This is a genomic window from Luteibacter sp. PvP120, assembly GCF_054055715.1.
Genome location: NZ_JBSRXP010000003.1, coordinates 78,226 through 99,352, shown reverse-complemented (window position 1 = coordinate 99,352; position 21,127 = coordinate 78,226). Strand labels below are relative to the sequence as shown.

Here is a 21,127-nt window from a genome sequence, read left to right as displayed (position 1 = left end):
CCATGAACACCATGAAGCCGGGTGTGCTGCGCCAGCGCCCCTGGAGCCTCCTCGTCACCGGCGATCTCGTGCCCACCGCCGAGGTGCTCGACGAGGTGACCAGTGTCTTCGAGCTCAACCCGTCCATTCCGGGGCTGGAACTGCGCGCCGACGACGGCCGCGCCTGCTTCGTCACCCGTGACTATCCGGCCGGGCACACCGGCGAGATCGACGACGCGCTTGAAGTGATCTTCGCCGAGCAGTCGGATATCGCCGAGATCGTGGTGCTGGGCCAGGAAACGCGCCCGGCACACACCGCCACCCGCGCGGCGCCGTTCTGGCATCGCGACGGCAAGGCCATCGCCGAGATCAGCGAGAAGATGGAGGCCGGCGAGATTTCCCCCGGTGAAGCCATCGATATGCTCAAGTCGCTGTTTGAAACGGACCGGTAGAGCGTTGGTCGTCCAGCGTCCCGTGTTAAGCGTTGGCGATGTAGATTGACGTGCAACTGGTTGGTGCGCCATGTGTGCGTGCTCGACTGGCGCTTTACCCTTTACGCCTAACCCTCGCCACCATGCCTGCTTCCCCAGGATATCCCCGCCCTATGAAACGCCTGCTGCTCGCCGCAACGCTGTCCCTCCTCAGCCTGCCGACCTTCGCCGCCACCGGCGCGGCCCGCGAGCGCCTGAATGCGTTCTCCACGGGGCTGCATGCGCTCACCGGGCGTTTCAGCCAGACGCTGGCCAATGCCAATGGCGACCAGGGCAAGGTCAGCTCGGGCACGCTGGCGCTGCAGGCGCCGCGCCAGTTCCGCTGGGAAACCACGGCCCCGTACAAGCAGACCATCGTCGCCGACGGCAGCCGCGTCTGGCTGTACGACCCCGACCTGGAACAGGTCACCGTTCGCCGGCAGAGCAGCGAGGAAGCGCAGAGCCCGCTCACCGTGCTGACCGACCTCTCGCAGATGGACAAGGATTTCAAGGTCACCGAACAGGGCGAGCATGATGGCCTGGTCTGGTTGCGCCTGCAGTCCACCAGCAAGGACCCGCAGTTCGACTATGCCGACCTGGGGTTCGACGCGGGTGGGCTGGCACGGATGGCGTTCAAGGATCAGCTGGGGAATACCACGCAGATCTCGTTTGCCGGGTGGCAGAAGAATGCCGCCATTCCCGCGGGCACGTTCGAGTTCGTGCCGCCGAAGGGCACCGACGTGATCGGCGATGCCCCGGTGTTGCAGACGCAGCCGGTTAAATAAAACCGTCCATAGCCCTATCGTCGAGCCTCGCCCGGCCTTCGTAGGAGCGCACGATGTGCGCGAACCCTCACGGTAGGACTGAGGCGAGAGAAGCCACCCGCTCGCACTGGCCAGCGTTTCCGTGCATCCAGCATGCGCTTTTCAAACGCCCGGAACCGCCCGAATGGTTGCAACGGGCGGCATCATTCGCCGTATTCGTGGTGAGGGATCGCGCACATCGTGCGCTCCTACCGCCTCGGTCCTGGGGTGAGGGATCGCGCACATCGTGCGCTCCTACCGCCTCGGTCCTGGGGTGAGGGATTGCGCACATCGTGCGCTCCTACCGCCTCGGTCCTAGGCCTAGGGATCGCGCACATCGTGCGTTCCTACGGAGTCTGGCATTTCATGCCAGACTCCCTGCCTATACGGATATGTGAGTGAGGGGCGGAGCATGGTGGTGGTCTGGATTCTGGTGTGCGCGGTCGTCGGTGGCCTGGTGGATCAAGGGTGGACCGGCGGGGTCGCGGGCGCTGCCATCGGATGGCTGCTGGCGCGGACGTCGCAGCTGCGCAGTGACCTCGATGCCATGCACGCGCGGGTGGAAGCGCTGACGGTTGCCGCGAGGCAGCGGGGCGCGGAGCACGCGTCGGCGATATCGCCGGATCATGCGTCTTCGATAGCGCCGGCGGTGCCCTCGAATAGGTCGCCCGATGTATCGGATGCACCTGTGCCGGCCCAGTGGCCGGACAGCGCGGCGCCTTCGGCGTCATCCGTTCCGTCCAACGCGTCGATGCCGTCGATGCCGCCCATGCCTGCCATGCCGCCGCTACCGGGCACGACACGGGCGGCCACCGCCGACGCCGTGTCTGGCCCTGTCGCCAGCGACGCGTCGGCCGCCTCTACCGCAGCCGCAGGCGACGACCCCGGCGGTCCCTCCTGGATCGATCGCGGCATCACGGCAGCCAAGCGCTGGTTCACCGAAGGCAACGTGCCGGTGAAGGTGGGCATGCTGGTGCTGTTCGCGGGCGTGGCGGCGTTCCTCAAGTACGCGTCGGACACGGGCATGCTGCGCGTGCCGGTGTCGGTGCGGCTGAGCCTCGTGGCGCTGGCCGCGATCGCGGGCGTGGCGTTCGGCTGGGTGCAGCGCGACCGGCGCCGTGCGTTCGCGCTGGCCTTGCAGGGTGGTGGGCTGGGCGTGCTGGTGATGACGGTGTTCGCCGCGTACCGGCTCTACGGTCTGCTGGACGCGGCGCCGACCTTCGCGCTGCTGGTGGTCTTCGTCGCGGGCATGGGCGTGCTGGCGGTGCTGCAGGATGCGCTGGTGCTGGCCGTGCTGGGCCTGATCGCCGGGTTCGCCGCGCCGATCATCGCGTCGTCGGGGCAGGGCAACCATGTCGCCCTGTTCGGTTACTACGCGCTGCTCAACCTGGGCATCCTCGGTATCGCCTGGAAGAAGGCATGGCGGGTGCTCAACGTGCTCGGCTTCGTGGCGACGTTCGGCGTGGGTACGGCGTGGGGCGTGTTGCGCTACAACCCCTCACTGTTCGCCAGCACCGAACCCTTCCTCATCCTGCATTTCCTGCTGTACCTCATCGTGCCGTGGCTGCACGTACTGCGCTCGCCCCGGCGTGGCCGCGCCATCCTCGACGGCTGCCTGATGTTCGGCAACCCGATCGCCAGCCTGTTGTTGCAGGGTGCGCTGCTGGACTGGGAGCCGATGCCGCTGGCGATCTCGGCACTCATCGCCGCGGCCATCTATATCGCCATCGCCTTCGCGATCCGCAAGCGCGACGACATGGGCCTGCTGCGCGAGACCTGGGCCGTGCTGGCCGTCGCCTTCGCCACCATCGCCGTGCCGTTGGCGTTGAGCGCGAGCGTCACCGCCTGCGTCTTTGCACTGGAAGGCGCGGGCCTGATCTGGCTCGGCTTCCGCCAGGGACGGCGCCTGCCGCGCTGGTCGGGCGTGTTCCTGCAGCTGGTGGCGGGCGCGGCGTGGTTCCTCGCGCTGGCTTTCGGTGTGCACTCGTTCGACACGCCGCTGCTCAACGCGCCTTTCGTGGGCTGCCTGCTCCTGGTCGTCGGTGCGGGCGTGGGCGTGTGGCAGTTCGATCGCCATGGCGCGTCGCGCGGTATCTCCGGCCTGGCGCGTATCGGGCTGCTGTTCTGGGCGGTGCTCTGGTGGTACGTCGGCTTCGGGCGCGAGATCGATCGTTCGTCTTTCGGGGCGACCGACGAGAACGCCGCATGGCTGGCGCTGGTGTCCTCCACCGGCTGGTTGCTGTCGCTGGCCTGCCCGCGCGTGCGCAAGCTGGACCTGGGCGTCGTGCTCGCGTTTGCCGTACCGGTGTCCTTCCTGGCCACGCTGTTGCTCGTGCTGCAGGCGAGCAGCGCCGGCATGCAATGGCTGGTGGGCTGGCCGCTCGCGGCGGCGGCGGTGATGGCCGTGACCGGCTGGCTGTCGATGCGTGGCGAAAGCCAGCACCGGGTGGCGGCCGTCGCCAGCGGCACGCTGTGGTGGCTGCGCTGGCTGGCGCTGTTCACCACCGCCATCGGCCTCGCGCTGGATGGTGCGGAGCGCGTGGGGCAGGGCTGGCAGATCCTCGCCTGCGCAGTGCCGACTCTGCTCGTCGCGGCGCTCGTCGTCTGGCGACCGCGCGTCATCGCTTCGCCGCTGGTGGCTTACGTACGCGATCTGCGCCTGAGTGTCGGCGCGTTCATGCTGATAGCGATGGCGGCGGTCGGCCTCGTCGCGCTGGGCGCGGCGGGCGGTGCTCACCCGCTGCCCTTCATCCCGCTGCTCAATCCGATCGACCTGCTGCTGGTGGCGGTGGGGTTGTTCCTCGCCCGCGTCATGGCGGACGCGGTGATGCCCCCCGGCGTGGTGCGCGCGCGTCCGGCGGTGCTCGCCATCGCGTTCTTCGTCGTCGCCACCAGCATGACGTTGCGCACCGTCCACCACCTGGGCGGCGTGCCCTGGAACGGCGACATGCCGTCGTCCAGCCTGGCCGAGCTGTCCCTCACCGTGGTGTGGAGCATCATCGGCGTCGTCGCCTGGGTGCTCGGCTCGCGTCGCGGGCAGCGGCTGCTCTGGATGGCCGGCGCCGGCAGCATGGGCGTGGTGCTGCTCAAGCTGCTGCTGGTAGACCGCGGCCACCTGGGCAACCTGTTCGGCATCGCCTCCTTCATCGCCTATGGCCTGCTCTGCACGGTCATCGGTTACCTCGCCCCCGCGCCGCCCAAAGACGGTGCGGCCATCGTTCCGGAGCCGCCGCATGCGTCGTGACGTGGTTTGCCTGCTCATCGCCAGTCTGTTCACCCTGGGCGCCCGCGCTGAAACGCCCGAGGCGTTCGCCTATGCCTGGCCGATCGTCGCGCCGCCCGGCGGCAAGGCCTATCTGGTCGAGCTGCCGCAGGACGCCTATGCCTGGGCCGTGCGCGATGCGGGCCTGGGCGACGTGGTGGTGGTCGATGCGCAGGGTCGCCAGGTGGCGACCGGCCCTTATCGCGCCGCCGACCCGACGTCGCATCCGGTGACCCTGGATGCGCCGCTGCGCGCGGTGCCTTCCGCGGTGGACGGCGTGCCGGGCGCGCGCATCCAGCGCAGCACCAACGGCGACATCGTGATCGAGCCGGGCAGCGCGCCGGCCAGCGGCACGCCGCGCACGTGGCTGTTCGACGCGCACGACGAGGTCGCGCCGGAACGGCTGGAGTTTCCCCGGCCGGACCACGACGTGAACCTCACCGTGGACATCGACGTCAGCCGCGACCTGCAGGACTGGACACCACGCGTGCGCGGTGCGTCCGTGGTCACGCTGGGCAAGGACGCCGACGCGGTGGACGCGCGTGTGGTCAAGCTGGCGGGCCCGGCGGCCCGGTATTTCCGGGTGCGGGTGACCGGCGGCGACGCGCCCTGGCCGACCGACGGCACCGCCGCGGTGACGCTGTCCGGCACGGTCGAAGACGCCTCGGCCAGGGACGAGCCCGTGCTGCACTGGCTGGACGTGCCCGTGGCAGACACGCGCAGCAGCGGGCAGGGCGTCGATTACGACTACCGCCTGCCGGCCGCGCTGCCCGTGAGCGCCGTGCGTGTGACGCTGGGCAAGAGCGACAGCGTGGCCCGGCTGGATGCCTCCGCCGTCGAGGACAGCCTGAGCAGCGAGGCGCTGGGTACGCTCGTGGTCACGCCGGACGGCACCGAGGGCCACCGTCCCCTGGAGGTGACGCCGCGTCGCCGCGACCTGATCCGCCTGCACTCGGCCACGCCGCTGCGCGAGCCGCCGCATTTCTCGGTGGGCTGGCGCGCGGACCGCTTCGTCTTCCTGCCCGAGGGCAACGGCCCCTGGCGCCTGCTGGTGGGCAGCGCGCGTGCGCGGCGGCCGGCCTGGCCGGTGGACGACGCCATCGCCGCGCTGCGCAAGAGCGAAGGGGCCGCCTGGCGTCCCGACCGCACCACGCTGGGCCCGTCGCAGGAGCAGGGCGGTCGCCAGGCCCTCGCGGCCCCCGCGGTGCCGCTGGACTGGACCCGTCCGCTGCTGTGGATCGTGCTGCTGCTGGGCGCGGCGGTGATCGTCGGCATGGCGGCCAGCCTGCTGCGCAAGCCGAAGCCGGGATCGCCGCCGCCCGAGGATTGAGGGACTGTGCACGGTGAACGCGCGATAATGCGCGTTCACCCCCGTCCGCGAGTGCCATGTCCTTCTCCTCCCCCGGCCTGTTCGCCGAACCCGAAGCGCTGAAGCCCCTGGCCGAGCGCATGCGCCCGCGCGCCCTCGACGAGATCGTGGGCCAGCAGCGCGTGGCCGGCGAGGGCAAGCCGCTGCGCCGCGCGCTGGAAGCGGGCAAGGTGCACTCGATGATCCTGTGGGGGCCGCCCGGCTGCGGCAAGACCACCCTGGCCCTGTTGGTGGCGCGTTACGCCGATGCGGATTTCCGGGCGATCTCCGCGGTGATGAGCGGCCTGCCGGACGTGCGCAAGGCGCTGGCCGAAGCCGAAGGCAACTTCGCGCAGGGCCGCCGCACCGTGCTGTTCGTGGACGAGGTGCATCGCTTCAACAAGGCCCAGCAGGACGCGTTCCTGCCGCACATCGAACGCGGCGTGATCATCTTCGTCGGCGCCACCACGGAGAATCCGTCGTTCGAGCTCAACTCCGCGTTGCTGTCGCGCTGCCGTGTGCACGTGCTGGACGCCGTGGGCCCCGACGATATCGTGGCCGCGCTGCATCGCGCACTCGCCGACACCGAGCGTGGCCTCGGCGAACTGGCGCTGGATGTGGACGAGGCTTCGCTGAAACTGATCGCCAGTGCCGCCGACGGCGACGTACGCCGCGCGCTCACGCTGCTGGAAATCGCCGCGGAACTGGCCGAAGACGGCCGCATCGACGACACCACGTTGGAGCAGGTGCTGGCCGACCGCACCCGCCGCTTCGACAAGAGCGGCGAGCAGTTCTACGACCAGATATCTGCGCTGCACAAATCCGTGCGCTCGTCCGATCCGGATGCCGCCGTCTATTGGTTGACCCGCATGCTCGACGGCGGTTGCGATCCGTTGTACCTGGCACGGAGGATGACCCGCATGGCCGTGGAAGACGTGGGCCTGGCCGAGCCGCGCGCCTGGCGCATGGCCCTGGACGCCTGGGACACCTACGAGCGCCTGGGCAGCCCCGAGGGCGAGCTGGGCCTGGCGCAACTGGCCATCTGGCTGGCCATCTCGCCCAAGAGCAACGCCGCGTACATGGCCTATAACAAGGCCAAGGCGACCGTGAAGCAGATGGGCACGCTGGACGTGCCGATGCACCTGCGCAACGCGCCGACCAAACTGATGAAGGGCCTGGGTTACGGCACCGGCTACCAGTACGACCACGACGTGGAGGGCGGCATCGCCCTCGACCAGCAGTGCCTGCCCGACGCCCTGGTCGGCACGACCTTCTACGAGCCGGTGGATCGCGGGCTCGAGACCAAGCTGCGGGAAAAGCTCGAGGCACTGCGTGCCGCGCGGGCGGCGGCTCGCAAGAGCCCGTAACCGGCAGGACGGCGCCGAAAAATCAGCATTTGGCCGATACGGCCGGTGGGCGCCACGACATACCTTGGCGGCAGCCGCGGAACGTTGCGCGGCTGTCACGTCCGGCCGGCCACGGGGGCCGGCACGACGTCCACCGAGGGGGTCGAGGATGGATTCGCATCACTGCAGCACCGTCAGTCATGGCGGTGTTTTCATGTGCGTTCGCGCCGGCGTGCGGGCGAGGTGGGGCGCATGATGCCCATCACCGTCCTGCTGGCGGACGAACAGGCGTTGCTGCGCGAGGGCGTGTCCGCTCTGCTGGCAGGCTCGCCGCGCTACCAGGTGACCGGCAGCACGGCCGATGGCCGCGAGTGCGTGCGTCATGCGCTGCGTAACCAGCCGGGCCTGATCGTCTTCGATTGCGCCATGCGTGGGCTCAGCGGACTGGAAGCGATCCGCCGCATCGCGCCGCGCTGTCCGCAGACCCGCTTGCTGTGCCTGTCCGCATACGACGATTCGCGCTGGGTACGCGCCGCGTTCGACGCCGGCGCCCACGGCTACGTGCTCAAGCGCGACGGCTTCGACGTGCTGCGCGAGGCGATCGACAGTGTGATGCGCCTGCGCTATTTCATCAGCCCCGATATCGCGCACCTGCTGGTGGACGGCCTTCGCCGCCACGACGGCCCCGCGTTCGCGCCGCGTGAGGCATTGAGCGCGCGCGAGCGCGAGATCACCCAGTTGTTTGCCGAAGGCCTCAGCGCGCGTGACATTGCCGAACGCCTGCATGTCAGCGTCAAGACGGTGGGCACGCACCGCGAACACATCATGGCCAAGCTGGGCATCAACGGCATTGCGCTGCTCACGCGCTATGCCCTGCGCGAAGGCCTGACCACGCTGGAGCCGTAATGCGCGCCGATCAGCACGCGCAGGCGCGGCAATCAGGCTTTTCCCGATCCCACGCATCGGTCCGCGAACGGATAGTGAACCCACCGACGCCACCGCGTCGAACCGGGAGATCACAGCATGGCCGACTTCAGTCTTTTCTTTCCCACACTGCTGCGGCACGAGGGCGGTTTCGTCAACGACCCGGCCGACCCGGGCGGCGCCACCAACAAGGGCATCACGCTGGCCACGTTCCAGCGCTATGCAAAAAGCCTGCTGGGCATCGAGCCCTCGCTGGACAACCTGCGCGCGCTGAGCGATGCGGACGCGGGGCGGATCTACAAGGCGCAGTACTGGGACAAGGTGCACGGCGACGAGATCGCGTTGCAACCGCTGGCCAACATCGTCTTCGACTTCCAGGTCAATGCGGGCGCCAACGCCTCCAAGCTGCTGCAGCGCGTGCTGAACGCGCAGGGCGCGACGCCGCCGCTCACGGTGGACGGCGTGATCGGCGCCGGCACGATGGCCGCCCTGGGCCGCCTGAACGCGGTGGCGGTCTATACGGCCTATAAGCAGGGCCGCAAGGATTACTACAACACCCTGGTGGCGCAGCGCCCGTCGCTGGCCAAGTTCCTCAAGGGCTGGCTGGCGCGCGTGGATTCGTTCTCCGACCTGCCGCCCACCGCGGCCGGAGGTCGCTGAGCCATGGCCGCGCAGACCTCGCTCAACACGCTGATCGAAGCCATCGCCGGCGCGGTGGTCGATGCGCAGGACCGCATCGAGCAACACCAGATGTCGCACCTGAGCGACTTTTTCGACGAAGACAACCGGCCCAAGAGCGTCGTCATCCGCATGCCCTCGCTGCATCCCAAGGCCGGCGAAGACGACGAGGACCTGTACCGCGCACCGATCCTGCCGCTGGTCTCGACCAACGTGCTGCGGATCAAGGACGTGGAGATCACCTTCGACGCGGACATCGGCCCGATCGTGGAAGGCAACCCGCCCAGCGACCACGATCCGCACGAGCCCGGCTGGAAAGGCAAGAGCGCCGTGGCCCGCCCGCACCTGCGCGTGGACCCGGCGGCCGGCGGCAACGACCGCCGTGGCGGCTCGGTGCACGTGAAGCTTCGTGTCGAAGGCAGCGAGCCCACTGACGGTGCCGCGCGGCTGATGAACCACCTCTCACAGACCCAGGGGGTCTTCAAGACGTTCACGCCGGACGACTGACCCGTCGGCCGGGATGAACCGCGCCGCGCATCCCGTGCGTCGCGTCAACCATTGCAAGGAGTCACACCATGGCTGACGAACTCGTCAACATGTCCAGTCAGTTCAAGGGTCTGCCCATGGGCGACCTGATCGGTTCGCCGCTCAGCGCCGCCTGCGAAGCCCAGGTCAAGCTGGCCCAGGCCACCGCGGATTTCATCAAGGTCATCGGCTTCCTGCCGCCGCCCGCGAACGATCCGACCGGCGTGGGCGCCACGCGCACCGCCACGTTCCGTTTCAAGCGCCCCGTGGACGATCCCACCAACGCCGGTGGCATCGCCGAGGAAGACGTCGAGCTGGAAGTGCCGCTGCTGGCCATCGTCAAGGTGCCCAACCTCAGCGTCACCCGCGTCGACATCACCTTCGACATGGAAGTGAAGTCGTCCTTCAGCCAGACCGAAAGCGAAGACAAGAAGGGCGAGTTCAGCGCCGAGATGTCGATCGGCTGGGGCGTGTTCAAGGCCTCGGCGAAGGTGTCCGGTTCGGTCGCCACGCACAAGGAAAACACCCGCAAGTCCGACAACTCGGCGCGTTACCACGTCGAGGTGCACGCCGAAGACGGGGGCATGCCGGAAGGCCTGGCACGCGTCATGGACATCCTGCAGACCGCTTGCGCGCCGCGCAAGGTCGGTGCGCCGGTGGCCGTGCCGGGTACCGCGCCGGCCGCAGTGACCGGTCCGGCCACCACGCCGGCGGCCGGCGCCGGCACCGGTCCGTAAGCCGTTCGATCCAACCATGGATCGCGACGCCCGCAAGGTCGTCGCGATTCCTTCCGGAGATACAGGATGTTCGACCTGACCGACGTGAAGTTCGTCAAACGCGTGGTTGTCGGCAGCGACAACCCCAACCAGATGCAGACCGAGGCGCAGGTGGAAGACGCCCGCGCCTTGCTCAACCGCTGTCTCAGCGACTCGCCCAAGGGGTCCATCATCGGCGTGGAAAAGAGTTTCACCATCCTGCAGGTCGGCGAGCACCAGGTGGTGCTGCAGTGGCTGTGCTACCACGTCGGCTTTCCACGCAAGCCCGCGTGGCTGGGCGAGGGGTAGGGCGCATGGCCACCTGCACGTTCGACCAGTTGCTGTTCGCCCTGCGCGTGTCCGTGGAAGCGGCCAACGAAGCCCTGCGGCGACGCCGACTCGCGCATTACGCGGCCGGCGACGCCAGCGGCGATGCGCTGCACGTGGACGTGCCGCGGGATGCCGGTGTGGACGCCCCACTGGAATCCGTGGTGTTGCCGCTGCGCTGGTTTCGCGATCCGCGTATGCCGCAGGTCACCGAGTTGTCCGTGGAATTCGACTGCCGCCTGCGCTACGAGCGCGGCAGCGACGGCGCGACGGCCCTGGTGGTCGACCTGCACCCGGCGCCGCCGCGCCGATGGCGCCGCCGCCCCCTGCATCGCCTGCGCATCGGTTACCGCGCGGCGGATGCCTGGCAGCCGAGCGTCTCGCTGGATGGACGGCCGGTGGCCGTGCCGTTGCCGGAGGTGGGCTGATGGACAAGCTCACCGTGATGCGGCTGTCCGCCGACTGGGAGGCCGCACTGGTCGCCGCCTTGCCGGGACCGCCACCGCGCAAGCCGCGCCATCGCGTCCTGTGGCTGCTTGCCGGCTTCATCGTTCTTGCCGGAATCACCGGCGTCACCGTGTGGTTCGCCCGCTAGGTTGGGCCACCTACCATCACCTCCAGAGGAAAACCCGATGTATTCCACCTCCGTCAAAACCCTGGCCGGCATCGCGCTGTTCGGCCTGTTTCCCGCCATCGCCCTGGCCGCACAGCCGCAAGGCACCTGGCGCGGCCTGGTCCAGCAAGCCAATGCCGATGTCGCGGTGCAGATGACCTTCGTGCCGAACCTGGTGAAGGTGCACTTCAACGAGCCGCTGTCGTGCGATGTCTCCGCCGCGTTCCTCAAGGAGGACGGCGCCACGTCGATCTACCGCTTCAAGCCGTCGATCAACGGCGGCCGGTTCTGCGACAGCGTGCTCAATCGCGATCTCCGTTTCACCGTCGCGGCCGACCAGACGCTGGACGTGATGTTCGAAACGCCCCGCAATCCCTGGCGCGGCAAGCTGAAGCCCGTTCCCTCACCCTGAGTCCCACGAGGTCGTCATCATGGATACCGTCGTTCTGTTCACCCGCTTCTGGCTGCTGTTGGCGGCCGTGGGCGGCGCCGTCCTTCCCGTCGCCCTGGGCAACGAGGCCTCGCGCAAGCGTGCCGTCGTGCAGGTGGTGTGCGGTGCCATGATGGCGATCTTCCTGGGTCCCGCGGTTGAGCGGCGTTTCCTCACCGATTCGCCGGCGGAGATCCATGCCGGCGTGTCCTTCCTGATCGGCTGCTTCGGCCTGCGCGTGACGATGATCGCCCAGCGGCTGATCGACTCGCGCGGCGAGACGCTGGCCAATCGCATGATCGACCGTATCGCGGGAGGCGACCCGCAATGAATCCGGTCGTATTCCTCTACGGCGACCTGGCCTGCAGCAGCGTCATGCTGGTGGCCGGGTGCTGGTTGCTCACCGATCGCACGCTGCGCCGGGTGAACCGCGTCAGCCACGCCTTCATCGCCGCGGGTGCGCTGGCCAACATCCTTGGCATCATTGCCGACCGCGTCGGCTTCGAAGACATCAGCTACGGCAAGGTGTGGCCGGGCGAGGTGGTGGTCAACATCGGCCTGGCGATGATGATGGCGACCTGGTTCTGGCGATCGCTGAGCGGTGCGCGGCATCGGCGTCGCTCCGAGGTAACCGCCGGTGCTTGAGCACGGCCGGTCCGGCGGGTAGCCTGCATCGACCTGCCGCCCGGACCGCCGCTGACGTGACGCTTTTCGAAAGCCTCCTGCTGCTCCTGCTCGCGGCCATCGTCCTGCTGCAGGTGGCACGACGCCTCGCGCTTCCGTACCCGTCCATGCTGGCCCTGGCCGGTGTCGGCGTGGCACTGCTGCCGGGCGCGCCGGATTTCCCGATCGATCCACGCACGGCGCTGCCGCTGTTCATCGCCCCCGCGCTGATGGATGCGGCGTTCGATTTCCCGCTCACCACGGCGAAGCGCTTCTGGGTACCGCTGGTGATCTTCGCGCTGGGTGGCGTGCTGGACCGCGCTGCTGGTGGCCTGGGCCGGTTGGGCGTACGCGGGCCTTCCGTTCGCCGCGGCGCTGGTGCTCGGCGCCATCGTCGCGCCACCGGATGCCGCCGCAGCCACGGCGATCCTCTCGGGCATGGCCATCCCGCGCGCCACCGACGCGATCCTGCGTGGCGAAAGCCTGTTCAACGACGCGGCGGCGCTGTTGCTGTTCGGTGCCGCCTTGATGGCGCAGACCTCGGGTGGCCTCACCGTCACCCAACTCGGCGGCTTCGCACTGGCCGCGCCCGGCGGCGTGGCGTTCGGCATGCTGGCGGCGTGGCTGATGCCGAAGATCACCCGCTTCGTCACGGGTGCGCTGGACAGCAACCTGCTGCAGTTCGTCAACACCTTCCTGGTCTGGATCGTGGCCGAGCACCTGCACCTGTCGCCCGTGCTGGCCGTGGTCGCCTTGGCGATGACCATCGCCTCGCGGCCATCCCCGACCTCGCCGCGCCTGCGCGTGCAGTCGTACGCGGTGTGGAACGTGGTGGTGTTCGTCCTCAACGTGCTCGCCTTCCTGCTGATGGGCCTGCAGGCCCGGCGGATCATCGGCGACATGAGCGGCGATCACCTGCGCCATGCGCTGGGTTTCGCCGGCCTGGTCATCGCCATCGTGGTGCTGGCACGCCTCGCCGTGGCGCTGAGCTTCAACCGCGGCGTGGCGTGGTGCCGCCGTCGACAGGGTCGCCCGGAGCCCGCCACCTGGCGCCAGGCCACGCTGGCCGGCTGGTGCGGCATGCGCGGCCTGGTGACGCTGGCTACCGCGTTCATCCTGCCCGCCGACTTCCCGCAGCGCGACACCGTGGTGCTGGCCGCCTTCGGCGTGGTGCTGGCCACGCTGGTGGTGCAGGGGCTGACCCTGGCACCGATGATCCGATTGCTCGGGCTGGATCACCGCGCGGTGACCGAGCGCGAGTTGCTGTCCGTGCGGCGCGGACTGGCGCATGCTGCGCTGGGCCGGCTGGCGAACGAGGACAGCGAGGAGGGCAGGCGGCTGGCCGCGCTGTTCCAGGTTGAGGCCGACGCGCTGGACGAACCGCCGCGCGGCGACGCGATGGAGCGGCATTGCCAGCTGTCGCTGGCCGCCCTGGCGGCGCAGCGCGCCGAGCTGGAACGCTGCCGTCTCGCGTTCCAGCTGAGCGACGAGGACTACAATTTCCTGCTCGAACAGCTCGACTGGCGCGAGTTGACCGTGCTGCCGTCCGAGGCCACGCGCATCGGCAGCGGCTGAGCATCCTGTCGATCCGTTCGGCCGGCGGACATGCCACCCGCCGAATTTGCGATAATCCCCGTTCGAACACCCACGGAACCCGACCCATGCTGGATCCTGCCCTCCTGCGCGGCAAACTCGCCGAAACGGCCGAGCGCCTGCGCGCCGCCCGGAACTTCGACCTCGACGTCGCCACGATCGAGCGCCTCGAATCCGAGCGCAAGGCGCTCGCCACCGAGACCCAGGAGCTGCAGAACCTGCGTAACACGCGTTCCAAGGCGATCGGCCAGGCCAAGGGCAAGGGCGAAGACGTCGCCCCGCTGATGGCCGAGGTGGCCGGCATCGGCGACAAGCTGAAAGCCAACGAGCAGGCCCTGGCCGAGGTGCAGGCGATCATCGCCGATATCGCCCTGGGCATCCCCAACCTGCCGGACGAGAGCGTGCCGTACGGCAAGGACGAGAGCGACAACCTCGAGATCCTGCGCTGGGGCCACGCCCTCGCGTTCGACTTCAAGGTGCAGGACCACGTGGACCTGGGCGCCCGCCACGGCTGGCTGGACGCCGAAGCGGGTTCGAAGCTGTCCGGCGCGCGTTTCACCGTGCTGCGCGGCCAGCTGGCCCACCTGCACCGTGCGCTCGCCCAGTTCATGCTCGACCTGCACACCACGAAGCACGGTTACCTCGAGCACAACGTGCCGCTGATCGTGAACCCGGCCGCGATGGAGGGCACCAGCCAGCTGCCGAAGTTCGAGGACGATCTGTTCGCCACGCAGGTGGGCGACGCCAAGCGTTACCTCATCCCCACGTCCGAAGTGACGCTGACCAACCTGGTGCGCGAGAGCATCGTCGAAGCCGACGAACTGCCGATGCGCATGACGGCACACTCGATGTGCTTCCGTGCGGAAGCGGGCAGCTACGGCCGCGACACCCGCGGCATGATCCGGCAGCACCAGTTCGAGAAGGTCGAGATGGTGCAGATCGCCACGGCCGAGACGAGCATGCAGCAGCTGGAGGAGATGGTCGGCCACGCCGAGGCGGTGTTGCAGGCGCTGGAACTGCCGTACCGGAAGGTGCAGCTGTGCACTGGGGATATGGGTTTCGCCGCGGCGAAGACGTATGACCTGGAGGTGTGGTTGCCGTCGCAGAATACGTATCGGGAGATCAGCAGCTGTTCCAACTGCACGGATTTCCAGGCCCGGCGGATGCAGGCGCGGTGGCGGAACCCGGCGACGGGGAAGCCGGAGCTGGTGCATACGCTCAACGGGTCGGGCTTGGCCGTGGGCCGGACGCTGGTGGCCGTGATGGAGAATTTCCAGCGGAAGGATGGGGCGATTGAGGTGCCGGCGGTGTTGCGGCCATATATGGCAGGGGTTGAGGTGATTGCCTGATCGTCGGGTAGAATGACGCGCTGGCGGGGTGCAAGGCCTTGCCGGTGCGGTTGAAAAAATGTGGAGAGATGGCCGAGTGGTTTAAGGCAGCAGTCTTGAAAACTGCCGTAGGTGTGAGCCTACCGTGGGTTCGACAAGGCGGCGCAGCCGCCGCAGGACGCCCGAAAGGGCGGTCCCGACCGAAGGGAGGGATTCGTCGCGAAGCGGCGAACAATCCCACTCGGGGTTTGGGTTACCTCTGCGGTGATCGGAGCTAGCGTAGAATGCGGACGCGCAAGGCGTTTTAGACAATCCGGAGAGATGGCCGAGTGGTTTAAGGCAGCAGTCTTGAAAACTGCCGTAGGTGTGAGCCTACCGTGGGTTCGAATCCCACTCTCTCCGCCAGAGTCTAAGTACCTATAAATACTAAGGTTTTTCTCGGATTTTCGGCTTTGCGGCACTGGTGTTTCTGGGTAGGTCAACTATCCATGCGTCTCGCCCATCATCTGCTGCGCCGCCCGAGTGGCATGTGGTATTTCCGCATCTACATTCCGAAAGACCTTCGCCCAGTCTTCGGCATGACCATTTTCAAACGTTCTCTTGGGACCCACGATCCGGTCTCGGCGCGCACCTGCGCCTACGCTTTGGGTGCTCGATGTGCTCAAATCTTCGCCAGTGCCAGGATTGGGACGAAGGACTTGGGGATGGATTGGGACGACTTGCTTAGCAAGATCGAGCGGTTCGAGATCAAGGCGGGCCCTGAAGGGGTGTCCGTCAAAACGAACGGCACCGACGCGGACAACGCGGCCGGCTTGAAGGCGCTGCAAATGGCGTTGGAGAAGCCGCTTTGGCCGGCGCCCGCGCCCGGGTCAGATGTGCCTCAGCCTAAGCTCACCCGAACTTTGCCGAAGCCACGCAGCGACGCGCCGACGTTGGCGCAGGCGCTGAGGCAATACGAGGACGTCGAAGCCAAGAACATCAAGCCAAACACCTGGGTTCAACGGCAGCGCAGTTCCGCTTCCTTTCTGAAATACATCGGGTCAGGCGTCAAGGTGGACGAGGTCACCCGGCCGATGGCGGCCGCATGGGCCAACCAGCTGCAACGGGACGGGCTCACCAAGCGCTACGTGGCGAACATGGTCTCGCACGTGGCGCAAATCTTCCAGAAGCAGGTTCAGGCCGGGCACCTGGCTACCAACGTCGTGAAGGGCGTGGTGGTCATGAAAGCTGCGGACAAGGCTGCTCGTCGGAACCAGGGGCACGCATGGGAGGCGTTCGAGCTGGCTGATCTGCCGAAGATCTTCAATCCCGTTGCGATGCAGCGGATGCGGCAGCCGCACGTTCGCTGGGGCGCATTGATCGGTCTTTACAGCGGCGCCCGCGTCTCGGAGGTGGCCCAGCTCTATTTGCGGGACTTTGAGGAGGTCGACGGCGTCCCATGCGTTCGCATCACGAACGACAACGACGGCCAATCGTTGAAGACGGAGGCGAGCCGGCGTCTCGTGCCGCTGCATCCCGACCTGATCCGGCTTGGTTTGTGGAAGAGGGTGGAGGCTTTGAGGGAGCGCGGAGAGGAACGGCTCTTCCCGACCATCCCGATCAAACCCAGCGTCAGCCCCGGCAACGCAATCTCGAAGGGCTTCTCCTACCAGCTGAAAGGGGTCGGCATCAAAGCGCGCCGGGCTGCCGGAACGGTGGGTTTCCACAGCCTGCGCAAGAATATGATTCAGACCCTCCAAGGGGCGAGCCTGCCCGCAGAGCGGCGCCGGGCTTTCGTGGGGCACGAGGCGGGAGAGGACGTGCACGAGGCCGATTACATGCGTCCCTGGACGCCCAGAGAGCTTGCGCAATGTTTCCCTGGGATCGGCTGGGGCACGTGGCTCAACTTTGACGGCCTGCTGCCCTTGCTGGAACTGGAAAAGCCTCTGCCGGTCCGAACGCGGTTGAAGCAGGGTGCAAAAAAGAAGGTTGCTTGATCTGGACGACGCGAGGGAAAGGGAATGCACGGCCTCAGCCACATCTACATCGAAAACTTCCGCGCGTGTCGTCGGGTCTTGCTCACGCTCGGCGATTACACACCGCTGGTCGGCCAGAACAACACGGGCAAATCCACGATCCTCGACGCGATCAAGCTTCTTTTGGCGCCGAAGGCGGTTCCCAGGGCGGAGGCATGTGATCCGGAGCAACCCATCATCGTCGCGGCCTGCGTCGAAGGGATTTCGCCCGAACTGATCGGACTAATTCCCGCACAGAATCACCGTGCGGCGATCGAACCCTATTGCGTGGACGGCAACCTGTGGATCCGGATCGTCGCGGCAACCGGGCGACCACGGGCGGAAGTGTGGGAACCCACCGGCGAGCTGGATGAGCTGGGGGTGCCCACCGTCTGGCGGCCCTATCCCACCGGGTTGCCGGACGCGGTCAAGGCCCTGCTTCCGGAGGCCCTGCACGTCGCGGCCATGGACGACGTCGGCGACGATCTGGCGAAAGGTAAAGCGGGGAGCACCATCCGCGGTCTGCTCGATGAGATCATGGCCCCGGTGCTCGAAGCGCATGCGGAGATCCAGCACGCGCTGCAAGCAGTCCGAGACATCCTCGGTGCCGAGGGGGCACAGCGGTCGCCACTCCTTGCGAAGTTCGACACCGATGCCAGCAGCGCGTTGGGTGAACTGTTTCCGGGATTGTCGCTGGGCATGGACATGCCGGAAGTCGAGGTCAAGGAGTTCTTTCGGACCGGCGATCTGTATGTCACCGATCACGTCAGCGGCGAACGTCGTCGCTTCGATCAGATGGGGACCGGCGCCCAGCGGGCAATCCAAATGGCCTTGATCCGGCTGCTTGCCGACATGCGCCACGGCGCTGCCAGGGGCATTGCGCGTCGGCTTCTGTTGATTGACGAGCCCGAACTGTTCCTTCATCCGCAGGCGGTCCGCACGGTCCGCGAAGCCCTGAAAACGTTGTCCGCCGGGGGCTTTCAGGTCGTCCTCTCGACGCACTCGCCGTTGATGATCAGCCGGGACAACGCGCCTGACACCGTGATCGTGCATCGCGCGCAGGCGGGAACGGCCGTCAAACGTCCATTGCGCGAAGCGGTGGTGGAGGCCGTTGAGGCGGGCCCCGATCAGGCGCGCACTCTTTTCATGCTCGGCAACGTCGCCGATATCTATTTCGCGGACAAAGTCATCGTGTGCGAAGGGAAGACCGACCAGCGCCTGATCCCTTTGATCTATGAGAAGGTCCACGGTCGCCGCCCTGAATTGGATCACGTCTGCTTAGTGTCGCTGGGCGGCGCGTCGGGCATCATCAAAGGCATGGCGGTGTTGAGGGCCATGGGCATCAAGTGCGCTGCCATCGCCGATCTCGATTTTGCGTTCGTGGATGCGCGGAAGGGTGCTGGGGCGCTGTTGGATAAGGACGGTGGTGACGTCACCAAGGCCAAGGCCGTGCTTGCACGGCTCCAAGAGCTGCTCGGCTTCAAATTGGGAGGTAACGGCCTCCCTACGAATTCGAACCCATTTACGGCTGCACAGGTCTGGGCTGCCATGGCCGCCGACGAATACGGCGCGATCATTTCAGAGGAGGTTCACGAAGCACTTCTGGCGCATGACATCTGGATCTGGAAGCAAGGATGCATCGAGGACGTAATAGGCGTCCCTGATAAGGGAGAGCATGCGATACAAGCACAAGAAGAACGCATCTTGGCTTTCAGCCCGGAAGATTTGGATCATCAGCTTTCACAGGCGAAGTGCTGTGTAGACTGGATTGTTGCAAGATGACAGGAGCAATCGTGAAAAAGAACACGTCTAGCAAGACGCAGACCGGCAAACTTGATGGCCCTTTTCAGGTTTTTCGCGTGGTTGAGACGGATGTAAATGATGCAGGATCAGTCACTGAATCTGAGCATTTTATCGTCTGTCTGGAAAATTTCGGATTTATCTCTGGTTTCATTGTGGAACGTTTCGCACTTGCGGACGCAGCGGCATTCAACGCAGATTTTTTTTCAAGGATACGCGAAGGCAAGCCGCAAGAACGCATCAACCAGATCTACGAAGCGCTCCCTGCAATGCGGAAGGACCAATTGAAAAAAGCTATGGACGCCGCCACCAAAAAGTTCAGCGAACTTTTTGATCCATCAATTCGGCGTCGGCGCAGGTCAAGTTGAAAACCCCCAAGCGATCGTTACGGACAGGCATCATCAACGGTCAATGCCGGATCCAAGCCCCTCTGCCGCGTTAAATCCGTTTAGTTCAAAGTGATACCCGACAGGATAGTTGTGCTTGTATTGCCACGTCGTCACCGTAACCGGATTCTGCCAATGCTCATTGCAGAGTTCCAGCGCGCGATCGGCGGCTTTGATGGCCTCCTCGGGCTGCATGTGGCAAAGCAGTGACGTAAACGATGCGAGCCAAAGCTGCTTCATCGTGGGTTCGTGGGGAGCGATGTGGTGAGCGTAGGTGTCCATGGGTCCTCCTGATCGAAGAAACCTAGCCGAACGAGCGTCGCTGTCAATGCCAGTGCGCGATCCAAAATAGCCTCAGGTGAGCGTGATGGTTCAAGAAAAGCGGGTATGTGCCCAGTGCGTGGTCGAGCCATACCTGGCTGGGGTCATCACGGCGTCGGGCGATGTCCAAGAGTGCGACTATTGCGGCAATGAGTTGCCGACCATGTCCATTGGCGAGGTTGTGGACCGGTTCGACGTGGTAATTGAGAACTTCTTCGAAGTCACAAGCCTTTCGGACGCCGTGACAATCTATGGGAAAGATCCCACCGGTGATCCTATTGCTGACGTTGTAGAAACTCAGCTTAGTGCGGCGGGACAGGTCGTCGATGATGTTTTAGAGGCACTCACAGATATCTGGTCCGATCACAGCTCCACGGAAAGCAAGTATGGCGACGATCCCTATTTCTCTGAGAATTCGCATCTCGGGGGATCGTATAGTGTTGAATGGCGTGCAATGGTGGAAAGTCTTCGCTCAGAGGCAAGGCTTTTCAACCCGAAGACTAGCGCAGTCCTCGAACGCGTCTTCGGGCCTATCCTCAGCGACAAGACCCGCAAAGGCTCTGGAGTCATCGTCGATGCTGGGCCGAGCACCGCATGCACGACGCTTTTTCGGGCGCGTGTATTCCAGTCGCTCGAAGCCCTGGAACGGGCATTGCATCATCCAGCTCGTGAGATCGGGGCGCCCCCGCCGGGAGTTGGGCGGGCAGGGCGCATGAACGCTAAGGGTATTTCAGTCTTCTACGGCGCGACATCGGCGAACACGGCTGTTGCCGAGGTTCGACCGCCGGTCGGAAGCCATGTCGTTGTCGGGCAGTTCACGATAAGTCGACCGCTCAGGCTGCTAGATCTCAACGCCCTTGCTGACATCGTGCCAGCTGGTGTTCGCAGCTATTTTGATCCGTCGACCAAGGATGTCGTGGCTCGCCACGATTTCCTTCGATCATTGTGCGACCAGTTGGTCATGCCCGTGATGCCTGAGTTTGAAGACGATGGCTACCTAATTACGCAACTGATCGCTGACTTTTTGGCGACGCACCCTAATCTCGCGCTCGACGGAATCCAATTTCAGTCAGTTCAATATGGCGACGCATCGTCGGAGCGCGGGCAGAATGTCGTGTTGTTCAATAAGGCTTCGCGGGCCGAGGGGGCAGGGCCAACCGCGGCCGATCGCGTTGCCTATGTCAGCCTCTACGAACGGGAAGAGGAGAGTGAATACTGGTGGCCTCAGATAACTTTTGTTGATCCTGCCGACTGGAAGGATCCGCCTTATTGGCACCATGATCGAGATGAGCGGAAGGCTGCTCTAACCCTCGATACTCAGTCCTTGGTTATCCTGAAGATTGACGGTGTGAGCTACAAATCGAACACGTCAAAGATCCACACTGATTTTGCTCCATCGAAGGCTGAAATGCAGAAGGTGGAATACTGAGGTCTCTTCACGCTCGGATCGCTCCAAGATAGCCAATGGGTTGTTTGTAGGCATTGCCGTTTTTCTCGCCGAATACGTCTCCGCACCAGCGGTCCTAACCGACGCTAAGTTAAGAAGCGGAACGGACAGCCCCTATTGGCATAGTGCGTGCTA

22 protein-coding genes, 1 tRNA gene and 1 pseudogene are annotated in these 21,127 nt (G+C 65.9%); 22 read left to right on the top strand and 2 right to left on the bottom strand.

Translation table 11 applies throughout. From position 1 onward, the window contains the following. Positions 1 to 2: 2 nt before the first annotated feature. Positions 3 to 431 (top strand): hypothetical protein, encoded by a 429-nt coding sequence (locus ACVKN3_RS07740; RefSeq protein WP_036141897.1) that lies wholly within the window; start codon positions 3 to 5, stop codon positions 429 to 431. A 152-nt stretch (positions 432 to 583) separates the two neighbouring features. Continuing rightward, positions 584 to 1,234 (top strand): outer membrane lipoprotein chaperone LolA, encoded by a 651-nt coding sequence (gene lolA, locus ACVKN3_RS07735; protein ID WP_285405418.1) that lies wholly within the window; start codon positions 584 to 586, stop codon positions 1,232 to 1,234. A 642-nt stretch (positions 1,235 to 1,876) separates the two neighbouring features. Here lolA and ACVKN3_RS07730 read toward each other — a convergent pair. Beyond that, on the bottom strand, positions 1,877 to 2,023 hold the full coding sequence (locus ACVKN3_RS07730; protein WP_285405420.1) for a hypothetical protein: 147 nt from the start codon (positions 2,021 to 2,023) through the stop codon (positions 1,877 to 1,879). On the opposite strand from ACVKN3_RS07730, the gene ACVKN3_RS07725 reads away from it, so the two are divergent. From ACVKN3_RS07725 to ACVKN3_RS07635, 19 genes and pseudogenes are all read left to right on the top strand, one after another. After that, positions 2,022 to 4,496: a DUF2339 domain-containing protein gene (locus ACVKN3_RS07725; RefSeq protein WP_354516587.1), complete on the top strand. Its 2,475-nt coding sequence runs from the start codon at positions 2,022 to 2,024 to the stop codon at positions 4,494 to 4,496. The two genes, ACVKN3_RS07730 and ACVKN3_RS07725, sit on opposite strands and share 2 nt — an antisense overlap. Further along, positions 4,486 to 5,844: a DUF3999 family protein gene (locus ACVKN3_RS07720; protein ID WP_285405424.1), complete on the top strand. Its 1,359-nt coding sequence runs from the start codon at positions 4,486 to 4,488 to the stop codon at positions 5,842 to 5,844. Before ACVKN3_RS07725 ends, ACVKN3_RS07720 begins: the two co-directional genes overlap by 11 nt. 56 nt (positions 5,845 to 5,900) lie before the next feature. After that, positions 5,901 to 7,229: a replication-associated recombination protein A gene (locus ACVKN3_RS07715; protein WP_354516588.1), complete on the top strand. Its 1,329-nt coding sequence runs from the start codon at positions 5,901 to 5,903 to the stop codon at positions 7,227 to 7,229. 231 nt (positions 7,230 to 7,460) lie between these two features. Next, complete coding sequence (locus ACVKN3_RS07710; RefSeq protein WP_354516590.1) at positions 7,461 to 8,114, top strand: response regulator transcription factor; 654 nt, start codon at positions 7,461 to 7,463, stop codon at positions 8,112 to 8,114. A 117-nt stretch (positions 8,115 to 8,231) separates the two neighbouring features. Then, positions 8,232 to 8,792, top strand: a complete 561-nt coding sequence (locus tag ACVKN3_RS07705) for a glycoside hydrolase family 108 protein (RefSeq protein ID WP_354516592.1) — start codon at positions 8,232 to 8,234, stop codon at positions 8,790 to 8,792. Positions 8,793 to 8,795: 3 nt separating this feature from the next. Continuing rightward, the gene (locus ACVKN3_RS07700) at positions 8,796 to 9,317 is read left to right on the top strand and encodes a DUF2589 domain-containing protein (protein WP_354516594.1); all 522 of its coding nucleotides are present in this window, start codon (positions 8,796 to 8,798) and stop codon (positions 9,315 to 9,317) included. Between the two features lie 68 nt (positions 9,318 to 9,385). Continuing rightward, positions 9,386 to 10,003: pseudogene (locus tag ACVKN3_RS07695) on the top strand (DUF2589 domain-containing protein); the annotation flags it as partial. A gap of 135 nt (positions 10,004 to 10,138) precedes the next feature. After that, the gene (locus tag ACVKN3_RS07690) at positions 10,139 to 10,399 is read left to right on the top strand and encodes a hypothetical protein (protein WP_285405434.1); all 261 of its coding nucleotides are present in this window, start codon (positions 10,139 to 10,141) and stop codon (positions 10,397 to 10,399) included. Between the two features lie 5 nt (positions 10,400 to 10,404). After that, entirely contained in the window at positions 10,405 to 10,845 is a 441-nt protein-coding gene (locus tag ACVKN3_RS07685; protein ID WP_354516596.1) for a hypothetical protein, read from the top strand. Beyond that, positions 10,845 to 11,012 (top strand): hypothetical protein, encoded by a 168-nt coding sequence (locus tag ACVKN3_RS07680; RefSeq protein WP_285405437.1) that lies wholly within the window; start codon positions 10,845 to 10,847, stop codon positions 11,010 to 11,012. Before ACVKN3_RS07685 ends, ACVKN3_RS07680 begins: the two co-directional genes overlap by 1 nt. A gap of 37 nt (positions 11,013 to 11,049) precedes the next feature. Next, positions 11,050 to 11,442, top strand: a complete 393-nt coding sequence (locus ACVKN3_RS07675; protein ID WP_285405439.1) for a hypothetical protein — start codon at positions 11,050 to 11,052, stop codon at positions 11,440 to 11,442. A 19-nt stretch (positions 11,443 to 11,461) separates the two neighbouring features. After that, positions 11,462 to 11,791: a hypothetical protein gene (locus tag ACVKN3_RS07670; protein ID WP_036141873.1), complete on the top strand. Its 330-nt coding sequence runs from the start codon at positions 11,462 to 11,464 to the stop codon at positions 11,789 to 11,791. Next, positions 11,788 to 12,105: a hypothetical protein gene (locus ACVKN3_RS07665; RefSeq protein WP_354516599.1), complete on the top strand. Its 318-nt coding sequence runs from the start codon at positions 11,788 to 11,790 to the stop codon at positions 12,103 to 12,105. The genes ACVKN3_RS07670 and ACVKN3_RS07665 overlap by 4 nt, the downstream gene beginning before the upstream one ends. 321 nt (positions 12,106 to 12,426) lie before the next feature. Then, positions 12,427 to 13,698: a cation:proton antiporter gene (locus ACVKN3_RS07660; RefSeq protein ID WP_354516601.1), complete on the top strand. Its 1,272-nt coding sequence runs from the start codon at positions 12,427 to 12,429 to the stop codon at positions 13,696 to 13,698. Between the two features lie 86 nt (positions 13,699 to 13,784). Further along, positions 13,785 to 15,065, top strand: coding sequence for a serine--tRNA ligase (gene serS, locus ACVKN3_RS07655; protein WP_354516603.1), 1,281 nt, complete (start codon positions 13,785 to 13,787; stop codon positions 15,063 to 15,065). A gap of 294 nt (positions 15,066 to 15,359) precedes the next feature. Then, positions 15,360 to 15,449: transfer RNA gene (locus ACVKN3_RS07650), tRNA-Ser, on the top strand. Between the two features lie 83 nt (positions 15,450 to 15,532). Beyond that, complete coding sequence (locus ACVKN3_RS07645; RefSeq protein ID WP_354516605.1) at positions 15,533 to 17,020, top strand: site-specific integrase; 1,488 nt, start codon at positions 15,533 to 15,535, stop codon at positions 17,018 to 17,020. Between the two features lie 24 nt (positions 17,021 to 17,044). Continuing rightward, positions 17,045 to 18,820, top strand: coding sequence for an ATP-dependent nuclease (locus ACVKN3_RS07640; protein WP_354516607.1), 1,776 nt, complete (start codon positions 17,045 to 17,047; stop codon positions 18,818 to 18,820). A gap of 11 nt (positions 18,821 to 18,831) precedes the next feature. Further along, positions 18,832 to 19,206, top strand: coding sequence for a hypothetical protein (locus tag ACVKN3_RS07635; protein WP_354516609.1), 375 nt, complete (start codon positions 18,832 to 18,834; stop codon positions 19,204 to 19,206). A gap of 33 nt (positions 19,207 to 19,239) precedes the next feature. Here ACVKN3_RS07635 and ACVKN3_RS07630 read toward each other — a convergent pair whose 3' ends face one another. Then, complete coding sequence (locus ACVKN3_RS07630) at positions 19,240 to 19,506, bottom strand: hypothetical protein (protein ID WP_354516611.1); 267 nt, start codon at positions 19,504 to 19,506, stop codon at positions 19,240 to 19,242. A gap of 85 nt (positions 19,507 to 19,591) precedes the next feature. On the opposite strand from ACVKN3_RS07630, the gene ACVKN3_RS07625 reads away from it, so the two are divergent. Beyond that, a complete protein-coding gene (locus ACVKN3_RS07625) occupies positions 19,592 to 20,974 on the top strand; it encodes an RES family NAD+ phosphorylase (RefSeq protein ID WP_354516613.1) in 1,383 nt (460 codons plus the stop codon). The last annotated feature ends 153 nt before the right edge of the window (positions 20,975 to 21,127 follow it).

Bases quoted from the DNA above. Each gene is read 5' to 3' on its own strand.
- ACVKN3_RS07640 (WP_354516607.1), top strand. From the start codon at position 17,045: ATGCACGGCCTCAGCCACATCTACATCGAAAACTTCCGCGCGTGTCGT.
- ACVKN3_RS07625 (WP_354516613.1), top strand. From the start codon at position 19,592: ATGGTTCAAGAAAAGCGGGTATGTGCCCAGTGCGTGGTCGAGCCATAC.
- ACVKN3_RS07705 (WP_354516592.1), top strand. From the start codon at position 8,232: ATGGCCGACTTCAGTCTTTTCTTTCCCACACTGCTGCGGCACGAGGGC.
- serS (WP_354516603.1), top strand. From the start codon at position 13,785: ATGCTGGATCCTGCCCTCCTGCGCGGCAAACTCGCCGAAACGGCCGAG.
- ACVKN3_RS07740 (WP_036141897.1), top strand. From the start codon at position 3: ATGAACACCATGAAGCCGGGTGTGCTGCGCCAGCGCCCCTGGAGCCTC.
- ACVKN3_RS07630 (WP_354516611.1), bottom strand. From the start codon at position 19,506: ATGGACACCTACGCTCACCACATCGCTCCCCACGAACCCACGATGAAG.
- ACVKN3_RS07665 (WP_354516599.1), top strand. From the start codon at position 11,788: ATGAATCCGGTCGTATTCCTCTACGGCGACCTGGCCTGCAGCAGCGTC.
- lolA (WP_285405418.1), top strand. From the start codon at position 584: ATGAAACGCCTGCTGCTCGCCGCAACGCTGTCCCTCCTCAGCCTGCCG.
- ACVKN3_RS07730 (WP_285405420.1), bottom strand. From the start codon at position 2,023: ATGGGCGGCATCGACGGCATCGACGCGTTGGACGGAACGGATGACGCC.
- ACVKN3_RS07700 (WP_354516594.1), top strand. From the start codon at position 8,796: ATGGCCGCGCAGACCTCGCTCAACACGCTGATCGAAGCCATCGCCGGC.
- ACVKN3_RS07685 (WP_354516596.1), top strand. From the start codon at position 10,405: ATGGCCACCTGCACGTTCGACCAGTTGCTGTTCGCCCTGCGCGTGTCC.
- ACVKN3_RS07645 (WP_354516605.1), top strand. From the start codon at position 15,533: ATGCGTCTCGCCCATCATCTGCTGCGCCGCCCGAGTGGCATGTGGTAT.
- ACVKN3_RS07720 (WP_285405424.1), top strand. From the start codon at position 4,486: ATGCGTCGTGACGTGGTTTGCCTGCTCATCGCCAGTCTGTTCACCCTG.
- ACVKN3_RS07725 (WP_354516587.1), top strand. From the start codon at position 2,022: ATGCCTGCCATGCCGCCGCTACCGGGCACGACACGGGCGGCCACCGCC.
- ACVKN3_RS07715 (WP_354516588.1), top strand. From the start codon at position 5,901: ATGTCCTTCTCCTCCCCCGGCCTGTTCGCCGAACCCGAAGCGCTGAAG.
- ACVKN3_RS07680 (WP_285405437.1), top strand. From the start codon at position 10,845: ATGGACAAGCTCACCGTGATGCGGCTGTCCGCCGACTGGGAGGCCGCA.
- ACVKN3_RS07675 (WP_285405439.1), top strand. From the start codon at position 11,050: ATGTATTCCACCTCCGTCAAAACCCTGGCCGGCATCGCGCTGTTCGGC.
- ACVKN3_RS07670 (WP_036141873.1), top strand. From the start codon at position 11,462: ATGGATACCGTCGTTCTGTTCACCCGCTTCTGGCTGCTGTTGGCGGCC.
- ACVKN3_RS07690 (WP_285405434.1), top strand. From the start codon at position 10,139: ATGTTCGACCTGACCGACGTGAAGTTCGTCAAACGCGTGGTTGTCGGC.
- ACVKN3_RS07710 (WP_354516590.1), top strand. From the start codon at position 7,461: ATGATGCCCATCACCGTCCTGCTGGCGGACGAACAGGCGTTGCTGCGC.